Raw genomic sequence first — 17,749 nt, 5'->3', positions numbered from 1 at the left:
ATAGTCGGCACTGACGTTCCAGATTATCGAGGGAGTCGTGATGACCGGCACCACACCTAAAGGCTTGGAAATCCGCCCGCGCCGCCCGGAGTTCGGCCTGCCGCAGCCGATGCCCCGCCACTGGCACGGCGGCGATGCCTTCAAGAGCCACTTCTTCGACGCCATGTCGGTGCTGTTCCCCGACGGCGAGCGCTTCTTCATCGACTCGGTGCGCCACTTCCGCGAGCGGATCGACGACCCGCTGCTCAGGGAGCAGATCCGCGGCTTCATCGGCCAGGAGGGTCACCACAGCCGCGAGCACATCGACTACAACAACCAACTGCGCGCCCTCGGCTACGACATCGACCATCTGGAGCGAGCCCTGCGTCGGCGTCTGGCCTTCGTCCGCAAGTTCCTCTCGCCGCAGCTGCAGCTGGCCGCCACCACCGCGGTGGAACACCTCACCGCGATCATGGCCGACGCCCTGCTGAGAAACCCACGCTGGCTGGAGGGTGCCGACCCGACGATGGCACGCCTATGGCGCTGGCACGCGCTGGAGGAGACCGAGCACAAGGCGGTGGCCTTCGACGTCTACCAGCAGGTCTGCGGCAGCCCCTGGCTGCGCCGTCGCGCCATGCTGCAGAGCACCATTTTCTTCACCAAGGACACCTTCCTGGGCCTGGTGCACATGCTCCGCCGCGACGGCCTGCTGTGGAACTGGCGGGTGTGGCGCGACGGCCTGCGCTGGCTGTGGGGCAGGGACGGCATCCTGCGTCCGCTGGTCAAGGCCTACCTGGAGTTTTACCGCCGCGACTTCCACCCCTGGCAGCACGACAACCTGCACCTGGTCGAGCAGTACCGCAGGGAATTCGACTCCACGGCCGGGACCGCCAGCGCCTGAGCCCCGAACCACTCAGCCCCGAAAGCTCCGGCCGTACGACCGGGCTTTCGGGGCGGGTCCTGTTCCGCGCCGGCCTCCGCCATCAGCCCAGCAGGAAGCGCAGCGCGTCGGCCGCGCTCTGTTCAGGAATCTCCTCCATGGGAATGTGCCCGACGCCGGGATAGACCTTGACCTGGATGCCCGGCACATCGCGCTGCCAGAGCGGCACATGGGCCGGGGGAATCCAACGGTCACGGTCGCCCCACATCAGCAGGGTCGGCACCTTCAGTTGGGCCACTCGCTGAGGTGTGGTGTGCAGCTCCTCGCGGTTGACCTTGAGCAGCAGGCGGAAGATCTCCATGGCCGCCTTGCGGTTGCCAGGCCTGCGGCTGATGTCGTAGTAGCGGTCCACCACCCCGGGCTTGATCCGCCCGCGATCGCCGTACACCTCGCGGACCCCCTGGGCGACCAGGGCGCGCGGCATCCACAGCGGGATGAACCAAGTCGAGCCAGGCAGCGCCGCAGAGGCGATCATCCAAGGCACCTTCTTCATCTGGTAGCCGGCCGGGTCCACCAGGATCAGCTTGCTGACCCGCTCAGGGTGGGCCAGGGCATAGTTCCAGGCGATGTAGCCGCCCAGGGAGCTGCCGGCAATCACCGTCTTCTCCACCCCCAGGTAGTCGAGCAGTTGGCCGAAGGCGTCCAGCATGCGCTCGGCACTGTACTGGCCGTCCGGCACCGGGCCGGTGAGGCCGAAGCCGGGCACGTCGAAGCGGATGATCCGGAAGTGCGGAGCCATGGCCTGCACCCAGCCGTCCCAGGTGTGCAGCGAGGCCATCACACCGTGGATCAGCACCAGCGCCGGCTTGTCGCGGCTGCCCTCGTCGCGGTAGTGGATGTGCACGCCTTCCAGCTCGACGAAACGCGAACCGCTCTCCGGGCTGGCGTAGCGGGCCTTCAGCCGCTCCAGCGGCAGGTGGCCGAAGCCCAGGCGGGCGAGGCCGACGGACAGGGGCGGATGGAGGGAAGGACTGGACACGGACATGCGCGTACCTCGGCGATCGTTCTTGTCGGAATGCCGCCTAGCAAAGCATGGCCTCTCCGCCTTGCCTGCCCAACCTAGGTTGAGCGCGGGGCGAGGCAGCGGCACGCCAGCTCACCGAGAACCCGCTTGGCCTGCTCGATCTCCTCGCGACTGGCCTCGCGACCGAGCAGGTCCAGGGAAGCGGATTCCATGGCCCAGATCAGCGAGCGGGTGATCAGCGGGTCACGGTGCAGGCCGTAGCCCGACAGGCGCTCGTCCACCAACCGCACCATCTCCAAGTGCGCGTGCAGGCGATGGCGGGCCAGCGGAGAATCGGCGCGCAGCGCCTCCTCCTGCATCAGGCGAATGATCGGCCCCACCGACAGGTGATAGTCGAAGAAGCAGTCCACCATGGCGCGCAGCCAGGCGTCGACGCTGCCAGCGCCGTGTTCCAGCTCGCGAAAGCGCGCCAGAAGCAGCAGCACCGCAGTGCGGTAGATGCCCTCCAGCACCTCCATCTTGTTGGCGAAGTACTTGTAGAAGGTACGCCGCGACACTCCGGCGGCGTCCAGCAGGTCGTTCACCGTGGTGTCGGCCAGCCCCTTGCGGACGAATACCGGGATGGCCGCCAGCTGGATGTTGGTGCGCTGCAGATGGCCGATCAGCGGATCGTCCCGTGCCCCGGCTGACGCAGCAGTGCCTGGTGGCCACCAAGCTCCTCGAACACCGCCCGCACTGCGCCCAGCTCGCTGCCCGCCTCCATCCTCTCCCCCAACCAAGGCCTGGTGACGTCCCGTGGCAGTCCCGATACTCTTCCAACCTGCCCCGTTGCCGTCGGAATCCGCCCATGACGCTATCACGCCACTCACTCTGGCCGCTGGCCATCCTTTTGCTGGTTCTGTGGCGCCCGCTGGCGGCAGCCGAACTCTTCTACCTCGGCCAGCGGATTCCCGATCCGAACAAGCCCTGGAGCAGCCTGGAGTACCAGCAGTTGCTGGAGGCGCTGAAGAAGGTCGAGGAAACCCAGGTCAACGCCCTGCCCCGGCGCAGCGGCGAGTTCACCGGGCCGATCTACCGGCGCATGGTCAGCGAGGAGAACTTCCGCCCCCAGCTGAATATCTACGCGCCGCTGGAGCTGCGCCAGAACGAGGCCCGCGAGGTACTGTTCCAGCTCAAGGAGCTGATGCGCCTGTACTTCGACTTCCGCGCCGCCCGGCAGCCTTACGGCGCCGAGGCCCTCGGCCTGATGACCCACTCGCTGCGCCAGCAGGCGGTGCTCTTCACCCTCACCACCGAGTTCTGGATGACCCTGTCGCAGCAGGAGCAGAGCAACCCGGTGCGCCTGCAGGGGCTGCAGGAAACCAAGGCGGCGGCGGCCATGCTCACCTCCAGCGCCCTCGACTACCTGGGTCTGACCAAGCAGTTCGACCGTGAGGATCTGGAGCTGTACGGTGCCGAGATGGCCCGCCAGCTGCCGGAGCTGTTCGTCCACCTGGACGCCGGCATCCGCCCGCAGCTGCTGGCCCGGGTCGGCGAACTGGCGGAGCGGCACCCCTACCATCAGGTGCGCGAGAGCATGGGCGAGCTGCTGCCGGTGCTGGCGGCGATCCAGAACGACATCGAACGCCAGCTCGCCCAGCCCCAGGCACCGACCAAGCCGGCCGACCCGCTGGACCTCAGCGTGCCCGCCGAGCTGTAGCCGGCCACCAGCCCAGGCGGCTCAGTCCAGCAACCCCAACGCCTTGGCCCGGGCCACCGCCTGGGTACGCCGCTCGACGCCCAGCTTGCTGTTGATATGCCGGGCGTGAGTCTTCACCGTGTGCAGGGAGATGAACAGCTGCTCGCTGATCTCCTGGTTCGAGCAGCCCTGGGCGATCAGCCTGAGCACCGCCAGCTCGCGGGCACTGAGCGTCTCGGCAGTGCCGCTGAGCAGGTCCACGGCCTGGCCGTCGTCGGCCGGCAGCAGTCCGCGCAGCGCCTCGCTGACCGCGCAGGCCGGTGCGGCGCGCAGCTGTTCGCGCAGCCAGTGCGGCTGCTCCCTGAGCAGGTCGTGGAACGGCTGCAAAGCGCCGCCGGCCGCCGCTTCCAGGCAGCTGAGCAGTTGCTGGCGCGCCTCGCGTTCCTGGCCCAGACGCAGCCACTGGAGGATCAGTTGGACCTGGGCGGCCAGACCGACGGCCTGCCCGCCGTGGCTCTGCACCCGCAGGATCAGCGCGCGCAGGCGGCGTTCGGCCTGCGGCCAGCGGTCGCTCAGGCGCTCCAGGACGGCCAGCTGCAGCTCGATGTACTGCGGCAGCAGCGGGTGGAACTCCGGCGCGGTGGCGGCCTGCGGGCCGCTGTAGGTTTCCGCCAGACGCTCCAGCCAGATCCCGGCCTGCTCCAGCTGCCTCTGCAGCAGCCAGAGCTCGCACTTGGCGAGGGTCAGCATGGCCAGGTAGTAGATCGGCGGCACGTCCCAGATGTGCATCACCCGCTCGGCCTCGGCCAGGTGCCCGAAGGCCTCGGCGAAACGACCTTCGCGGCCGTCCAGGCCAGCCAGCAGGTAATAGCCGAGCAGCAGGCTGGGATCGCGACAGGCGCGTGCCTCGGCGATGCCCACCTGGAGGCGCTCACGGGCGAGCTCCGGGCGCAGGCGCAGGGCATGCAGCAGCCCCTCGTAGAGGGTCAGCCGGGCGCGCACCGCATACAACCGCTGCGCCGGCAGGCCGTGCAGGCGTTCCAGGCCCTGGCGCACCTCGTCGAAGGCGCGCAGCACCTCGCCACGGGCCTGCAGCACCCGCGCCCGATCGTAATGGGCCAGAGCCTCGAACAGCGGGTTGCCGACCCGCCGCGACAGTTCCAGTGACTCGCGGTTGAGGCCGCGGGCGCGCCACAGGTCGCCATTGGCCACCGCCAGGTTGGCCAGGGTGGACAGGCACATCTGCCGCTGCCCGGTGCGCTCGCGTGGCATGCTGGCCAGCGCCTCGGCGCAGTAGGCCTCGGCCTTGGCGCTGTCACCGCGGCCGCGGGCGATCACTCCGCTCAGGGCCAGCCACTGGGCGAGCATGGAGCGCTGCGCGGTGGCCGAGGGCGCCGGCAGGAAATTCGCCAGATGGCTGGCCAGTTCCTCGGCGGCATCCAGCTGGCAGGCCAGAGCCAGCGCCCAGGCGTACAGCACGATCAGGCGCGGCGAGCTGATCAGCAGGCTGTCCGGCAGGTCGCGCTTCCAGCGCAACAGCATGGCGACGTTCTGTTCGCCGAGCAGCTGCAGTTCGGTGAGGTTCTGCACCAGGCTCGCCGCCACGTCCGGCTGGCCGGCGCGCAGCGCCTGGTCGATGGCCTCGTCGAGCAGGCCCTGCTCGCTGAACCAGCGGCAGGCGCGCAGGTACAGGCGGCTCGGCGGCTGACCGCAGCCTTCCGGCTGGCGGGCGCGCAGCAGGTCGGAGAACAGGTGGTGGTAGCGGAACCAGCGACCGTGGTCGTCGAGCGGCACCAGGAACACCTGGTGGGCCTGCAGGTATTCGAGGATGGCAGCGCTGTCGTGGCTCTCGCGCACCGCGTCGCAGAGCTCGGCGCAGAAGCGGTCCAGGCAGGCGGTGTCGTAGAGGAAGGCCTGCACCTCCGGGCTCTGCCGCTCGATCACCTCCTCGAGCAGGTAGTCACGGATCAGCCCGTCGGCACCATGCAGCGAGGGCAGCCGGCCGGCCGGGTCGTCGGCGCAGGCCAGAAGCCAGAGGCGCAGCCCGGCCACCCAGCCCTCGCTGCGCTGCAGCAGGGCCTCCCGGTCCGCGCGATCCAGCTCGGCGCCCTGGCTGGCGAGCAGCCGGGAGAGCTCCTCGGCGGTCAGGCGCAGGTCCTGCTCGCACAGCTCCAGCAGCTGCCGCGACAGGCGCAGGCGCGCCAGGTGCCAGTCCGGACGCTGGCGGCTGGTGACCAGCAGCACCAGACCGGGCGGCAGGTGGTTGAGGAAGAACTGCAGGCAGCGGTCGAGCACCGCCCCCTGCGCCAGGTGGTAGTCGTCCAGTACCAGCAGCAGCGGACGGACGGGATCGAGACGCTCGGCCAGCTCGTCGAGCACACCGTCCAGCCACTCCTCGAATGCGAACGGCTGGTGCCGCTGGCGCATGCGCAACAGGCCCAGGGCCTCGTCGCCCAAGCCGGGGAAGTACTGGCGCAGGCCGCCAAGCAGGCGCTCCAGGAAACGCCCAGGGTCGCCGTCGCGCTGGCTCAGGCCGAGCCACAGGCTACGCCAGTGCACCGGCAACGACTGGCAAAACTCGCTGGCCAGGGAGCTCTTGCCGAAGCCGGCCGGCGCGCAGACCAGCAGCAGGCGCCCCTCGAGTCCGGCCGCGAGTCGCTCGCAAAGCCGGGGACGCGGCACATGGCCCGCGGGCAACGGCGGTCTGAAGAAGCGACCATCGCTCACCGTCACCGCCGGCTCGGCGAGCCTGGTACTGCGGGAAAGATCACTCATTCGCCAGTCATCTTGCTAACGGACGTTGGCAGCCTAGTCGCTTGGTCCGGCCATTTGAAGTGCAGTTCATCACAGGTAACAGAAAACCTTCAGGCATGAAAAAACCGGCCCGAAGGCCGGTTTCAGGGTGGCGAGGCGCCTGCTTCAGCGAACGCCGGCCTGGCGCAGGGCCGCCGGAGTGTAGTCGCTTTCCGAGGCGGTGTAGTTGAAGTCGTAGGCTTGTTTCTCCTCGTTCTTCATGCCCAATGCCAGGTAGCGGCCCGACAGGATGTCGTACAGGGCTTCCAGGGTGTACCAGGGCACCTGCTTGTCGTAGTAGTACTGCGAGTGGGCCTCGGCGACGCGCCACAGGGTGCCGCGACCGTCGTAGTGGTCGATCTCGGCGGCCTGCCAGGTGTCCTCGTCGATGAAAAAGTCACGCTTGGCATAGATGTGCCGCTCGCCCGGCTTGAGGGTCGCGGTGACGTGCCACACGCGATGCAGCTCGTAGCGGGTCAGGTCCTGGTTGATGTGCCCGGCCTTGATGATGTCGCTGTACTTCAGTTTCGGATCGTCCAGCTTGTAGCTGTTGTAGGGGATGTACAGCTCCTGCTTGCCGATCAGCTGCCAGTCGTAGCGATCCGGCGCACCGTTGTACATGTCGAAGTTGTCCGAGGTACGCAGACCGTCGGCGGCGGTACCCGGGCCGTCGTAGGACACCTGCGGGGCACGCCGCACGCGGCGCTGGCCGGCGTTGTACAGCCAGGCCAGACGCGGCTCCTTGACCTGGTCGAGGGTCTCGTGGACCAGCAGCACGTTACCAGCCAGACGCGCCGGCGCGGTCACCCGCTGCTTGAAGTAGAACAGCACGTTGCTCGGCTTGTTCGGGTCGTAGTCCTTCAGGCTGGTGCGGAAGGTGAACTCTTCCTGGAAGTAGACCAGCGAGTAGGAACCGTTCGGCTGCGGAGTCGCCTGGGTCACCAGGCGCCGCACGCTGCCACCGCGGTAGCGGGTGATGTGGTTCCAGATCACTTCCAGGCCGTCCTTCGGGATCGGGAAGGGGTTGGCGGTGCGGAAGTTCTCCAGGCCGTTGCCCCCCTGCACCAGCTTGGTGTTGACCGCGTTGTACTTGGTGTCCTCGATCACCTTGGCCGGCACGGTGGCGCTGCGGTGCGTCGGGTACACCGGCATCCGGTAGGTTTCCGGATAGCGCTTGAACATCGCCAGTTGGCCGGGGGTCAGCTTGTCCTTGTACTGCTCGGCGTTCTGCGCGGTGATCACGAACAGCGGCTTCTCGTTGGCGAAGGGGTCGGAGAGGAAGCCGCGGGCATCCACGGAGCCGGCATTGGTCGGCAGGCCACCGGTCCACTCGGGGATGGTGCCGTCGGCATTGCCGGCCTTCTCCGCGCCGATCGGGGTGAGGACGGTGCCCAGCTTGGCCGCCTCCTCGGGGGATACCGCCGCCATGACGCCGGCGGATAGCAGGGACAGTGTCAGGGCACCGGTTTGCAGCAGACTCTTGGTTGCTTTCATCTTCTCTTGTCCTCGTTCCGGTCCGCCTAGAAGTTCACGCCAAAGCTGAGCGCGATGAAGTCGCGGTCATGCACGGTCGAGTACTTGCCGTCGAAGAAGTTGGTATAGGACAGGCTGGCGGTGTAGGTGTTCTGGTACTCCGCGTCCAGGCCCAGGCTGATCGCCTTGCGGCCTTCCTCGAAGTTGCCGCCGGGGCCGGGCGAGTAGCCGTCCACGTCATGGGACCAGGCCAGGTTCGGGCGCAGGTTCACGCCGGCGAACACGTCCGGGTAGTCCCAGATGGCGCGCACGCGATAGCCCCAGGAGTCGGCGGTGGTAAAGCCGTCGTTCTCGCAGTAGCGGCTGAGGTTGTTCGCGGGACCGCCGGCGATGGTGCTTTCGTTCAGCGACTCGCAACGGCCGGGAGTCGGCAGCGGGCCAGGGCCGAACACCGGGTCGCGGCCATAGCGGGCCTTTTTGGCGCTTTCCAGGCCACCGACATGGGTCCAGCCGATTTCGCCGACCAGGGTCAGGCGCGAAGCTCCCATCACCTGATCGAAGAAATGGGTGAAGGTGGTCTGCAGCTGGGTAATTTCCTTGCGCCGGTAACCGTGGGCATCGACGCCCGGCGTGGCCGAGATCAGCGACACGGTGGGATCCAGCGGAGTCAGGCCGCCGTAGAGGACGTCAGTGGTGTTGAGCTGCACCGGCGCGTTCGGACGATAGCTGATCTCGCCGCTCCACGCAGTACCGGAGGGCAGCGTGGTGGAGAAGCTCAGGCCGTACAGCTTGATGTCTTCCGGATACTCGATGAAGTAGTTGGAGTTACCCGCCACCAGCAGCGGGGCGAGCGCCGAGAAGGCCGGCGGCAGGCTGGCCGCGAGATCGAAGATGCTCTGCGGGCCGGGGGAGCCACTGAAGATCGGGAATCGGCTGTGGTAGTTCATGAAGTAGGCGCCGAACTCGGTGTCCAGCGGCTCGAACAGGTAGCGCAGGGCCACGCCCCACTGGCCGCTGTCGCGGGCGTCGCGGTCCGGGCCACGGCGCACCAGGATGCCCTCCTCGTTGACGTCGACGCCGAAGTTCGCGGCCAGCTCCGGTACGCCCGCCGGCAGGCTGGAACGGCTGCGCAGCAGCCTCAGGTTGTCGTCACAGCCATCGGCCACCACATCCGGCTGGGAGAAGAAGGTGCCGCAGTTGTCCAGCACCGTCTGGTCCCACTCGATCTGGTAGAAGGCCTCGGCGGACAGGTTGCTGGTCAGGCTCTGCGACAGATAGAACATGTTGACCGGGATCAGGCCTTCCTTGATCTCCGCACCGGGGCGGCGGAAGGCGGATACGTCGATCGGGTTGATGGCGTTGATGCCGTTCTGGATGAAGGTGCTCTCGCCCCAGCTCACCACCTGCTTGCCGAGACGCACGGAACCCGGCTGGTCGCCGATGGCGTAGTTGTAGTAGACGAAGGCGTCCAGCAGCTCGGCGCCGGAGGCCTGGGCCCCTTCCTTGCGGTTGTGGTCGTCGATGTCCTTGAACGGACGATGCTCGTCCTTCAGCTCGAAGTCGTACCAGTACTTGCCACGGGTGAAGAAACCGAAGTCGCCGTAGCGCAGTTCCAGGTCGTGGATGCCCTTGAAGATCTTCGAGAAGGTTTCCCCTCGCTTGAAGTTCAGGTGGCTGTCGTCGGAGGTCTGCGACAGGCCGCGCCCCCCGTTGTTGATGCCGATCAGGTTCTTGTCCGGCTTGGCGGTGCTCCAGCTGGCACCTACCGACAGCGAGGAGTCGAACTGCCCTTCGATTTCACCGATGTTGAAGTTGATGGCAAAGGCCGGTGAGGCGAGGCTGGAGGCCAGACTGACGGCCAGAGGCAGTTTGGCCAGTCGCCAGAGCGATCTTGGTGTTGTCATCGACTCTACTCCATGTGTTTTTTGTTATTGATGACGGGACTATAGCTAGGGGCCAATACCGCTTGATCAGCCTAAAGAGTGATTTCTTGGCGTCTCACTCCTATCGCTTCGCTCCCCCTCGGCATTAACCCTAGACCACCCCCGCGGAAATGACGCAACAAATGAGCCAAGCGCTTGCTTGGTCAACGGACTGCCGAGCGAAACCGGCAGCCCGACTGGCTCAGAGGGTGGAAAGGAAGGTATCGCCGCCGGCCTGCCACCGGGAGATGTCGGCGCGGATGCGTTTCTTGTCGAGCTTGCCGACACTGGTCTTGGGAATTTCGGTAACAACGGCGATCTGCGTGGGAATCGCCCACTTGTTGATCAGTCCCTGCTCCACGAATGGCTTGAGGTGTTCCTTCAGGCCCTTGGCATCCAGCCCCCCTGCCTCGTTCAGCACCAGCAGCGCGAAGGGCCGCTCGCCCCACTGCGGATCGGGCACTCCGACCACCGCCACCTCGCGCACCGCCGGGTGACGGCTGATCAGGTCCTCCAGCTCCAGGGAGGACAGCCATTCGCCGCCGGTCTTGATCACATCCTTGATGCGGTCACGGATGTCGATGAAGCCCATGCTGTCCAGGGTCGCCACGTCACCGGTGTGCATCCAGCCGCCGCGCCAGAGGTCCTCGCTCTTCTCCGGCTCGCGGAAGTAGCCTTGGGTCAGCCAGGGCGCGCGCAGCACCAGCTCGCCCTGGGACTCGCCGTCGGCGGGCAGCAGGTTGCCATCCTCGTCCATGATCGCCGCCTCCACCAGCGGTACCGGGACGCCGGCCTTGATCCGGTAGGTGATGCGCTCGTCCTCGCTGCCGGCGCGCAGCTGCTCGTTGAGATAGGCACAGGACACCAGCGGGCAGGTCTCGGACATTCCGTAGGCGGCAGTGAGCTGGATGCCGCGCGCCTTGGCCTGCTCGTACAGCGAGCGGTTCAGCGCGCTGCCGCCGATGATCATGCGCAGGCCGCCGAAATCGTAGTCGCGGGCGGTGGGCGCGTTGAGCACCATCTGCAGGATGGTCGGCACGCAGTGGGAGAAGGTCACCTTCTCCTCGCGGATCAGCCGGCACAGCATGTCCGGTTCGTAGCGCCCCGGGTAGACCTGCTTGACGCCAAGCATGGTGGCCAAGTAGGGCACGCCCCAGGCATGCACGTGGAACATCGGGGTGATCGGCATGTAGACGTCGTCGTTGCCCAGCAGGCGGATGCTGTCCAGGGTGCCGACGGTAGCCGCCATGGTCAGGGTATGCAGCACCAGTTGGCGGTGGGAGAAGTACACGCCCTTGGGATTGCCGGTGGTGCCGGTGGTGTAGAAGGTGGTGGCCACCGAGTTCTCGTCGAACTCCGGAAAGTCGTAGTGCGGACTGGCCGCTGCCAGCAGGCTCTCATATTCGCCGACCAGATTGGGGAGCTCGGCACTCTGCGCCCCGGAATCGCTGAGCAGCAGGGTCTTGTCCACGGTGGTCAGTTGCCCGGCAACCGCCTTGAACAGCGGCACGAAGTCCTCGTTGACCAGCACGAAGCGATCTTCGGCGTGGTTCATGGTGTAGAGGATCTGCTCGGGCGACAGGCGAATGTTGATGGTATGCAGCACCGCGCCGATCATCGGGATGGCGAACATGCATTCCAGGTAGCGGTGGCTGTCCCAGTCCATCACCGCGACGGTATCACCGGCCCTGACCCCGGCCGCGCTGAGCACGTTGGCCAGGCGGGCGACCCGCTCGGTGAAGGTGGCATAGCTGTGGCGTACCCGGTCGCGGTAGACGATTTCGCGGCTTTTCTCGTAGCGGACGCCGGAGAGCAGCAGGCGCTTGATCAGCAGCGGATACGGATGGGCGTTCTCGGCCGGGGCGATAAGACGGGTCTGGAGCATAGGCACACCTGGGCTGATGGTTGGTGATCGTCGGACAGACTCTAGATAGCCCTGGCCGCCTCCGGCATCAGCCCTAAGGATGATTTCCGAACGTGACTCTTTGTCCACTTTTGGTCACGGAGTAACATTCGAGACCTCCGGCCGTAACCCGGCCCTCCATCCACAGAGGAAAATCGTGATGTCCGAGATCGTCATTGTCAGTGGCGCCCGCACCCCGATGGGTGGTTTCCAGGGCAGCCTGTCCAGCGTCGGCGCCGTCGACCTGGGCGCCATCGCCATCCGCGAGGCGGTGAGCCGTGCCGGCATCGCCGCGGAAGATGTGCAGGAAGTCATCATGGGCTGCGTGCTGCCCGCCGGCCTCAAGCAGGGCCCGGCCCGCCAGGCGGCGCTGAACGCCGGCCTGCCCGCCTCCACCGGCTGCACCACCATCAACAAACTGTGCGGCTCGGGCATGAAAGCGGTGATGCTCGCCCATGACCTGCTCAAGGCCGGCAGCAATCAGGTGATGGTCGCCGGCGGCATGGAGAGCATGTCCAACGCCCCCTACGTGCTGGAGAAGGCCCGCAGCGGTCTGCGCATGGGCCACGCAGAGCTCAAGGACCACATGTTCCTCGACGGCCTGGAAGACGCCCGCACCGGCCGGCTGATGGGCTCCTTTGCCCAGGAGACCGCCGACAAGTACGGCCTGACCCGCGAGGAGATGGACGCCTACGCCATCGAGTCGCTGAAGCGCGCCCAGGCCGCCATCCAGGACGGCTCGCTGGAGGCAGAGATCGTTCCGGTCACCGTCAGCACCCGCAAGGGCGAGGTGGTGGTCAAGGACGACGAGCAGCCGCTGACCGCCAACCTGGAGAAGATTCCCAGCCTCAAGCCAGCGTTCAAGAAGGACGGCACCATCACCGCCGCCAACGCCAGCTCCATCTCCGACGGCGCCAGCGCACTGGTGCTGATGACCGCCGAGGAAGCCGCCCGCCGCGGTATCAAGCCGCTGGCCAGGATCGTCGGCCACGCAACCCAGAGCCAGGACCCGAGCGAGTTCACCCTGGCCCCGATCGGCGCCATCACCAACCTGTTCAAGAAGACCGGCTGGAGCAAGGACGACGTCGACCTGTTCGAAATCAACGAGGCCTTTGCCATGGTCACCATGCTGGCGATGCGCGAACACGGTCTGGAGCATGCCAGGGTCAACGTCTTCGGCGGAGCCTGCGCCCAGGGCCACCCGGTCGGCTCCACCGGTTCGCGGCTGATCGTCACCCTGATCAACGCCCTGCAGAAGAAGGGTGGCAAGCGTGGCGTAGCCTCGCTGTGCATCGGCGGCGGCGAAGCCACCGCGGTGGCCATCGAACTGCTCTAGGCTGCGGCCACGAAAAAGCCCCGCTGCGGCGGGGCTTTTTCATTGGGCTCGGCAGACCGTCACGACTAGCGCAACTGGGTGAAAGCCAGCTTGACCCCCAGCCCTACCAGCACCGCGCCCATGGCCCGGTCGAACCAGTGACCGAGGCGCGCGAAGCCGGCGCGCACGCGGCGCTGACTGAACAGCAGCGCCACCAGGCAGAACCACAGCGTGGTGGCCGCCGCCAGGTAGATGCCGTACACGGCCTGGGCCCACAGCGGAGTGTGCGGGTCGATAACCACGGTGAACAGCGAGAGGAAGAACAGGGTCGCCTTGGGGTTCAGCCCGTTGGTCACGAAGCCGCTGACGAAGGCACCGCGGGCGCTGCGCTCCAGGGCACCAGCCGGGGTCTCCAGGTCGGTCGGCGCGGCGGGGCGGGCGCGCAGCGCCTTGATGCCTATGTACAGCAGGTAGGCGGCGGCCAGCCACTTGAGGACATTGAATAGCAGCACCGACTGCGACACGATCAGGCCGATGCCGAGCAGCGAATAGCCGACGTGCAGGAAGATCCCCGTACCCACCCCGAGCGCCGTCCAGGTACCGGCGCGGCGGCCGTTGGCCACGCTCTCGCGCACCACCACGGCGAAGTCGGGCCCGGGGCTGGCCACCGCCAGCAGGTGGATCAGGGCCACGGTGACGAATTCCGCCCAGTTCATCTCGTTTCTCCCGAAGCTAGAAGCCGACAACCTTAGCGCCTGCCTGCGCGGGCGGACAGATACAGTTGCCGGGGATCACGGCGGATCAGCCCCCGCCTGAAGCGGCCGGCAGACCTGCCCGACGGCGCCATCCCGGGTATGCTGGCAGCCTTGAAAGTTTCTCCTACGAACCGGAAAGCCTCAATGAACACCCATGCCGTCTTCCTCGACCACGCCTCCCTCGACCTCGGCGATCTGGACCTGAGCCCGCTGCACCAGGCCTTCGGCGAACTGCTTCTGCATCCCGCCAGCCGCCCCGAGCAGGTGGTCGAACGCCTGGCCGGCGCCCAGGTGGCGATCGTCAACAAGGTTCCCATCGACGCTGCCTGCCTGGCCGCCTGCCCCGAGCTGCGGCTGATCCTGATCACCGCCACCGGCACCAACAACGTCGATCTGGCCGCCGCCCGCGCCCGCGGCATCGCCGTGTGCAACTGCCAGGGCTACGGCACCCCCTCGGTGGCCCAACATACCCTGATGCTGCTGCTCGCCCTGGCCACCAGCCTGCCCGACTATCAGGCCGCGATCCGCGCCGGACGCTGGCAGCAGGCCAGCCAATTCTGCCTGCTGGACTTCCCCATCGTCGAGCTGGCAGACAAGACCCTGGGCCTGCTCGGCCACGGCGAGCTGGGCAGCGCAGTGGCGCGCCTGGCCGAGGCCTTCGGCATGCGTGTGCTGCTCGGCCAACTGCCGGGCCGCCCGCCGCGCCCCGACCGCCTGCCGCTCGACGAACTGCTGCCCCAGGTGGACGCCCTGAGCCTGCACTGCCCGCTCACCGAGCAGACCCGCAACCTGATCGGCGCCGAGCAGTTGCGCCTGATGAAGCCCGGCGCCTTCCTGATCAACACCGCGCGTGGCGGTCTGGTGGACGAGCAGGCCCTGGCCGAGGCCCTGCGCAGCGGCCACCTGGGCGGTGCCGCCACCGACGTTCTGAGCCAGGAGCCGCCGCGCGACGGCAACCCGCTGCTCGCCGGCGACATTCCGCGACTGATCGTCACCCCGCACAGCGCCTGGGGTAGCCGCGAGGCGCGCCAGCGCATCGTCACCCAGGTCGTCGAGAACGCCCAGGCCTTCTTCGCCGGTGCGCCGCGCCGCCTGGTGAACTAAACTGCGCGGCTTTTCGCGCCCCAAGGAGCCCCGCCCATGGACCCACGAAGCGAAGTGCTGCTGCGCCAGGCCGACCTGTTCGGTGGCCCGACCCTGTTCGCCGGATTGCCCGACGACGACCTGCTCGGTCGCCTGCCGGAGGCCTGCGGCTGGACCTGGCACGCCGGCGACCAGGCCCGTCTCGCCGAGCGCTTCGCGGGACGCTGCCAGTTCGGGGTGACGCCGCCGGAGGGGGCGTTCCGCGCCGCCGTGCTGTTCTTGCCCAAGTCCCGCGAGCTGACCGGCTACCTGCTCGCCGCCCTGGCCGCCCGCCTGCCCGGCGGCGACCTGTACCTGGTCGGCGAGAAGCGCGCCGGGGTGGAGAGCGCCGCCAAGCAGCTGCGCGCCTTCGGCCCGCCGCGCAAGCTGGACAGCGCCCGACACTGCCAGCTCTGGCAGGTGCGCATCGAGCAGGCGCCGGCCGAACCGAACCTCGAGGCCCTGGCCCGCCGCTACGAGCTGACGCTTGCCGACGGCCCGCTGCAGGTGGTCAGCCTGCCCGGAGTGTTCGCCCACGGCCGCCTGGACCGCGGCACCGCCCTGCTGCTCGAGCACCTGGACGGCCTGCCCACCGGCCATCTGCTGGACTTCGGCTGCGGTGCCGGGGTGCTCGGCGCGCTGCTCAAGCGCCGCTACCCGCAGAGCCGGGTGAGCCTGCTCGACGTGGACGCCTTCGCCCTCGCCAGCAGCCGCCTGACCCTCGCCGCCAACGGTCTGGACGCCGAGGTGCTGGCCGGCGACGGCATCGCCGCGGCGCCCAAGGGACTGACCGCGATCCTCAGCAACCCGCCGTTCCACGAGGGCGTGCACACCGACTACCAGGCCAGCGAAGACCTGCTGCGCCAGGCCGCCGGGCATCTGGTTACCAGCGGCGAGCTGCGCCTGGTGGCCAACAACTTCCTGCGCTACCCGCCGCTGATCGAGGAGTACCTCGGCCCCTGCCAGACCCTCGCCGAGCGCGACGGCTTCCGCATCTACCGCGCCAGCCGCGCCTGAACCGTCGCGTCCGGCGTGGTGCCCCGGGCTTGCCCTGGCAACGCAACATCGGCACAATGCGCAGCGTCCTAGGGGAGTAGTCTCCTGCGAGCGCCCTGCTCGTCTGGCTCGCGTCAACACACTTGGTCCACAGCCCATGGCGCGAGCGACCCAAGCCTGTCCAGACAGGCCAGCGGTTTGACAAGACCTATGACACCCACGACCTGGACCCGGGGCGGGCAGGCGTGCGTGTCATACGTGATCGTCGACCCGCCCCTTAGGAATCGCCTGATGCTGGAATCCCTGCTGGTCCCCACTGGAATCGTCGCCCTCGCCGAGATCGGCGACAAGACGCAGCTGCTCGCCCTGCTCCTCGCCGCCCGCTTCCGCAAGCCCTGGCCGATCATCTTCGGCATCGTCGCCGCCACCATCGCCAACCACTTCGCCGCCGGCGCGGTGGGCACCTGGGTCGCCAGCCTCTTCTCCGCCGCCACCCTGAGCTGGATCCTCGCCGCGAGCTTCGCCGCCGTGGCGGTCTGGACGCTGATTCCCGACAAGCTCGACGAAGATGAGGAGCTCTCCCACTTCCGTCGCCACGGTCCATTCCTCACCACCCTGGTCGCTTTCTTCCTCGCCGAGATGGGTGACAAGACGCAGATCGCCACGGTGATGCTGGCCGCCCAGTACCCGCACTTCCTGCTGGTGGTGATCGGCACCACCCTGGGCATGCTGCTGGCCAACGTGCCGGTGGTGCTGGCCGGCAACTTCGCCGCCGAACGCCTGCCGCTGACCCTGATCCACCGCCTCGCTGCCCTGGCCTTCGCCCTGCTGGCGGTCTACGCCGGCTACCAAGCGCTGCAGCTCGACGGCCTGCTCTGAACCGCGGCCGCTGCGCCGCTCAGCGCCGGGCTGACTGCAGGTAGCCGTTGGCGCGGAACCACTCGATGCTGCGCCGCAGCGTGGCGTCCAGGTCGGTCTGCGCGACGAAGCCCAGTTCCTCGCGGGCCTTGCTGCCGTCGAGGAACTGCCCGCCGGCCATCACCGCGATCGCCGTATCGTCCAGCGCCGGACGGCGGCCGGTCAGCCGTTGGCGCAGCCGGCCGAGGCCGGCAATGCCCTTGGCGACCGCCAGAGGCAGCGGGCGCGGCGCCGGCACATCGAGCAGCTCGGCGATCCGTCGGGTCAGCTCGCCCATCTCCACGTTGTGCCCGGTGAGCAGGTAGCGCTCGCCGATCCGCCCCTTCTCCAGCGCCAGCAGCAGGCCGCGCCCGGCATCGGCGGCATCGATCAGGTTGCGCCGGCCCGGCACGTAGCGACGCATCCGCCCTCTGGCGATGGCGGTGATCAGCCGACCGGTGCTCGGTCCAGCATCGAATTCGCCGAGGCACATGCCGGGAATCCCGATCACCACCGGCAGGCCGCTGCGCGCCTGCTCGTGGGCCTGCTCGTCGAGCGCCCACTTGCACATCAGATAGGGGTTCTTCCAGCGCGGCAGGCCGTCGTAGAACAGCCCCTCGTGGGCCGGCAGACCCTCGGGATGGCGCGGCAGGGCGATGGCGGCACCGACGTAGAGGATGCGCGGCACCCGCGCCGCCAGGCAGGCGGCGTAGAAGTGGTTGGACAGGTCCAGGGCGCGGGCCACCTCGTCCTGCCAGCAGCGCGGGCGCACCGGATAGTAGCCGGCGCAGAAGATCACCCCGTCCAGTCCGCACAGGGCCCGTGTCAGGCTCGTGTGGTCGAGCAGTTCCGCGGAGCGGTACTCCGGCTCCAGGTAGGCCAGGCGCTCGATGCGCGACGAGGGCCGGTGGATGGAGACCAGATCATGGCCGGCCGCCCGCACCGCGCGGGCGGCATGATGGCCGAGCAGGCCGGTGGCTCCGAGGACGGCGATCTTCACTGCGACTCCTGG

At 67.9% G+C, this 17,749-nt stretch carries 13 protein-coding genes, 1 pseudogene and 1 riboswitch; of the genes and pseudogenes, 6 read left to right on the top strand and 8 right to left on the bottom strand.

The annotated features are described in order from the left end of the window. Positions 1-40 precede the first annotated feature (40 nt). Positions 41-880 carry a metal-dependent hydrolase gene (locus tag H165_RS0102155; RefSeq protein ID WP_026146290.1) on the top strand — a complete coding sequence of 280 codons (840 nt, stop codon included), beginning with the start codon at positions 41-43 and terminating at the stop codon, positions 878-880. An 82-nt stretch (positions 881-962) separates the two neighbouring features. Here H165_RS0102155 and H165_RS0102150 read toward each other — a convergent pair whose 3' ends face one another. Then, positions 963-1,904 carry an alpha/beta fold hydrolase gene (locus tag H165_RS0102150; RefSeq protein WP_017937259.1) on the bottom strand — a complete coding sequence of 314 codons (942 nt, stop codon included), beginning with the start codon at positions 1,902-1,904 and terminating at the stop codon, positions 963-965. A gap of 74 nt (positions 1,905-1,978) precedes the next feature. Beyond that, positions 1,979-2,646, bottom strand: a pseudogene (locus tag H165_RS18265) (TetR/AcrR family transcriptional regulator). Between the two features lie 84 nt (positions 2,647-2,730). Here H165_RS18265 and H165_RS0102140 point away from each other — a divergent pair. Beyond that, positions 2,731-3,582 carry a hypothetical protein gene (locus H165_RS0102140; RefSeq protein ID WP_017937256.1) on the top strand — a complete coding sequence of 284 codons (852 nt, stop codon included), beginning with the start codon at positions 2,731-2,733 and terminating at the stop codon, positions 3,580-3,582. Positions 3,583-3,603: 21 nt separating this feature from the next. Here H165_RS0102140 and H165_RS0102135 read toward each other — a convergent pair whose 3' ends face one another. The 4 genes from H165_RS0102135 to H165_RS0102120 form a co-directional block, all read right to left on the bottom strand. Then, entirely contained in the window at positions 3,604-6,336 is a 2,733-nt protein-coding gene (locus H165_RS0102135) for a winged helix-turn-helix domain-containing protein (RefSeq protein ID WP_017937255.1), read from the bottom strand. Between the two features lie 144 nt (positions 6,337-6,480). Further along, on the bottom strand, positions 6,481-7,848 hold the full coding sequence (locus H165_RS0102130; RefSeq protein ID WP_017937254.1) for a DUF1329 domain-containing protein: 1,368 nt from the start codon (positions 7,846-7,848) through the stop codon (positions 6,481-6,483). Between the two features lie 26 nt (positions 7,849-7,874). Then, positions 7,875-9,731: a DUF1302 domain-containing protein gene (locus H165_RS0102125; RefSeq protein WP_017937253.1), complete on the bottom strand. Its 1,857-nt coding sequence runs from the start codon at positions 9,729-9,731 to the stop codon at positions 7,875-7,877. Positions 9,732-9,951: 220 nt separating this feature from the next. Beyond that, positions 9,952-11,634, bottom strand: a complete 1,683-nt coding sequence (locus H165_RS0102120) for a fatty acid--CoA ligase (protein ID WP_017937252.1) — start codon at positions 11,632-11,634, stop codon at positions 9,952-9,954. Positions 11,635-11,812: 178 nt separating this feature from the next. On the opposite strand from H165_RS0102120, the gene H165_RS0102115 reads away from it, so the two are divergent. After that, positions 11,813-12,988 (top strand): acetyl-CoA C-acyltransferase, encoded by a 1,176-nt coding sequence (locus H165_RS0102115; RefSeq protein ID WP_017937251.1) that lies wholly within the window; start codon positions 11,813-11,815, stop codon positions 12,986-12,988. A 65-nt stretch (positions 12,989-13,053) separates the two neighbouring features. On the opposite strand, the gene H165_RS0102110 is transcribed toward H165_RS0102115, so the two are convergent. Beyond that, the gene (locus tag H165_RS0102110) at positions 13,054-13,683 is read right to left on the bottom strand and encodes a LysE family transporter (RefSeq protein ID WP_017937250.1); all 630 of its coding nucleotides are present in this window, start codon (positions 13,681-13,683) and stop codon (positions 13,054-13,056) included. 183 nt (positions 13,684-13,866) lie between these two features. Between H165_RS0102110 and H165_RS0102105 the strand changes: the two genes are divergently transcribed. The 3 genes from H165_RS0102105 to H165_RS0102095 all read left to right on the top strand — a co-directional run bounded on the left by H165_RS0102105 (position 13,867) and on the right by H165_RS0102095 (position 16,719). Then, positions 13,867-14,826 (top strand): 2-hydroxyacid dehydrogenase, encoded by a 960-nt coding sequence (locus tag H165_RS0102105; protein ID WP_017937249.1) that lies wholly within the window; start codon positions 13,867-13,869, stop codon positions 14,824-14,826. Between the two features lie 36 nt (positions 14,827-14,862). Next, positions 14,863-15,861 carry a class I SAM-dependent methyltransferase gene (locus H165_RS0102100; RefSeq protein WP_017937248.1) on the top strand — a complete coding sequence of 333 codons (999 nt, stop codon included), beginning with the start codon at positions 14,863-14,865 and terminating at the stop codon, positions 15,859-15,861. Positions 15,862-15,920: 59 nt separating this feature from the next. Then, positions 15,921-16,040, top strand: a riboswitch (yybP-ykoY riboswitch). A gap of 91 nt (positions 16,041-16,131) precedes the next feature. Next, entirely contained in the window at positions 16,132-16,719 is a 588-nt protein-coding gene (locus H165_RS0102095; RefSeq protein ID WP_017937247.1) for a TMEM165/GDT1 family protein, read from the top strand. 19 nt (positions 16,720-16,738) lie between these two features. On the opposite strand, the gene H165_RS0102090 is transcribed toward H165_RS0102095, so the two are convergent. Continuing rightward, the gene (locus tag H165_RS0102090) at positions 16,739-17,737 is read right to left on the bottom strand and encodes an NAD-dependent epimerase/dehydratase family protein (protein ID WP_017937246.1); all 999 of its coding nucleotides are present in this window, start codon (positions 17,735-17,737) and stop codon (positions 16,739-16,741) included. Between the last annotated feature and the right edge of the window lie 12 nt (positions 17,738-17,749).

The organism is Pseudomonas thermotolerans DSM 14292, from assembly GCF_000364625.1.
Lineage (GTDB): Bacteria > Pseudomonadota > Gammaproteobacteria > Pseudomonadales > Pseudomonadaceae > Aquipseudomonas > Aquipseudomonas thermotolerans.
The sequence above is the reverse complement of the archived record's forward strand: the minus strand, read 5'-3'. Positions and strand labels throughout refer to the sequence as shown.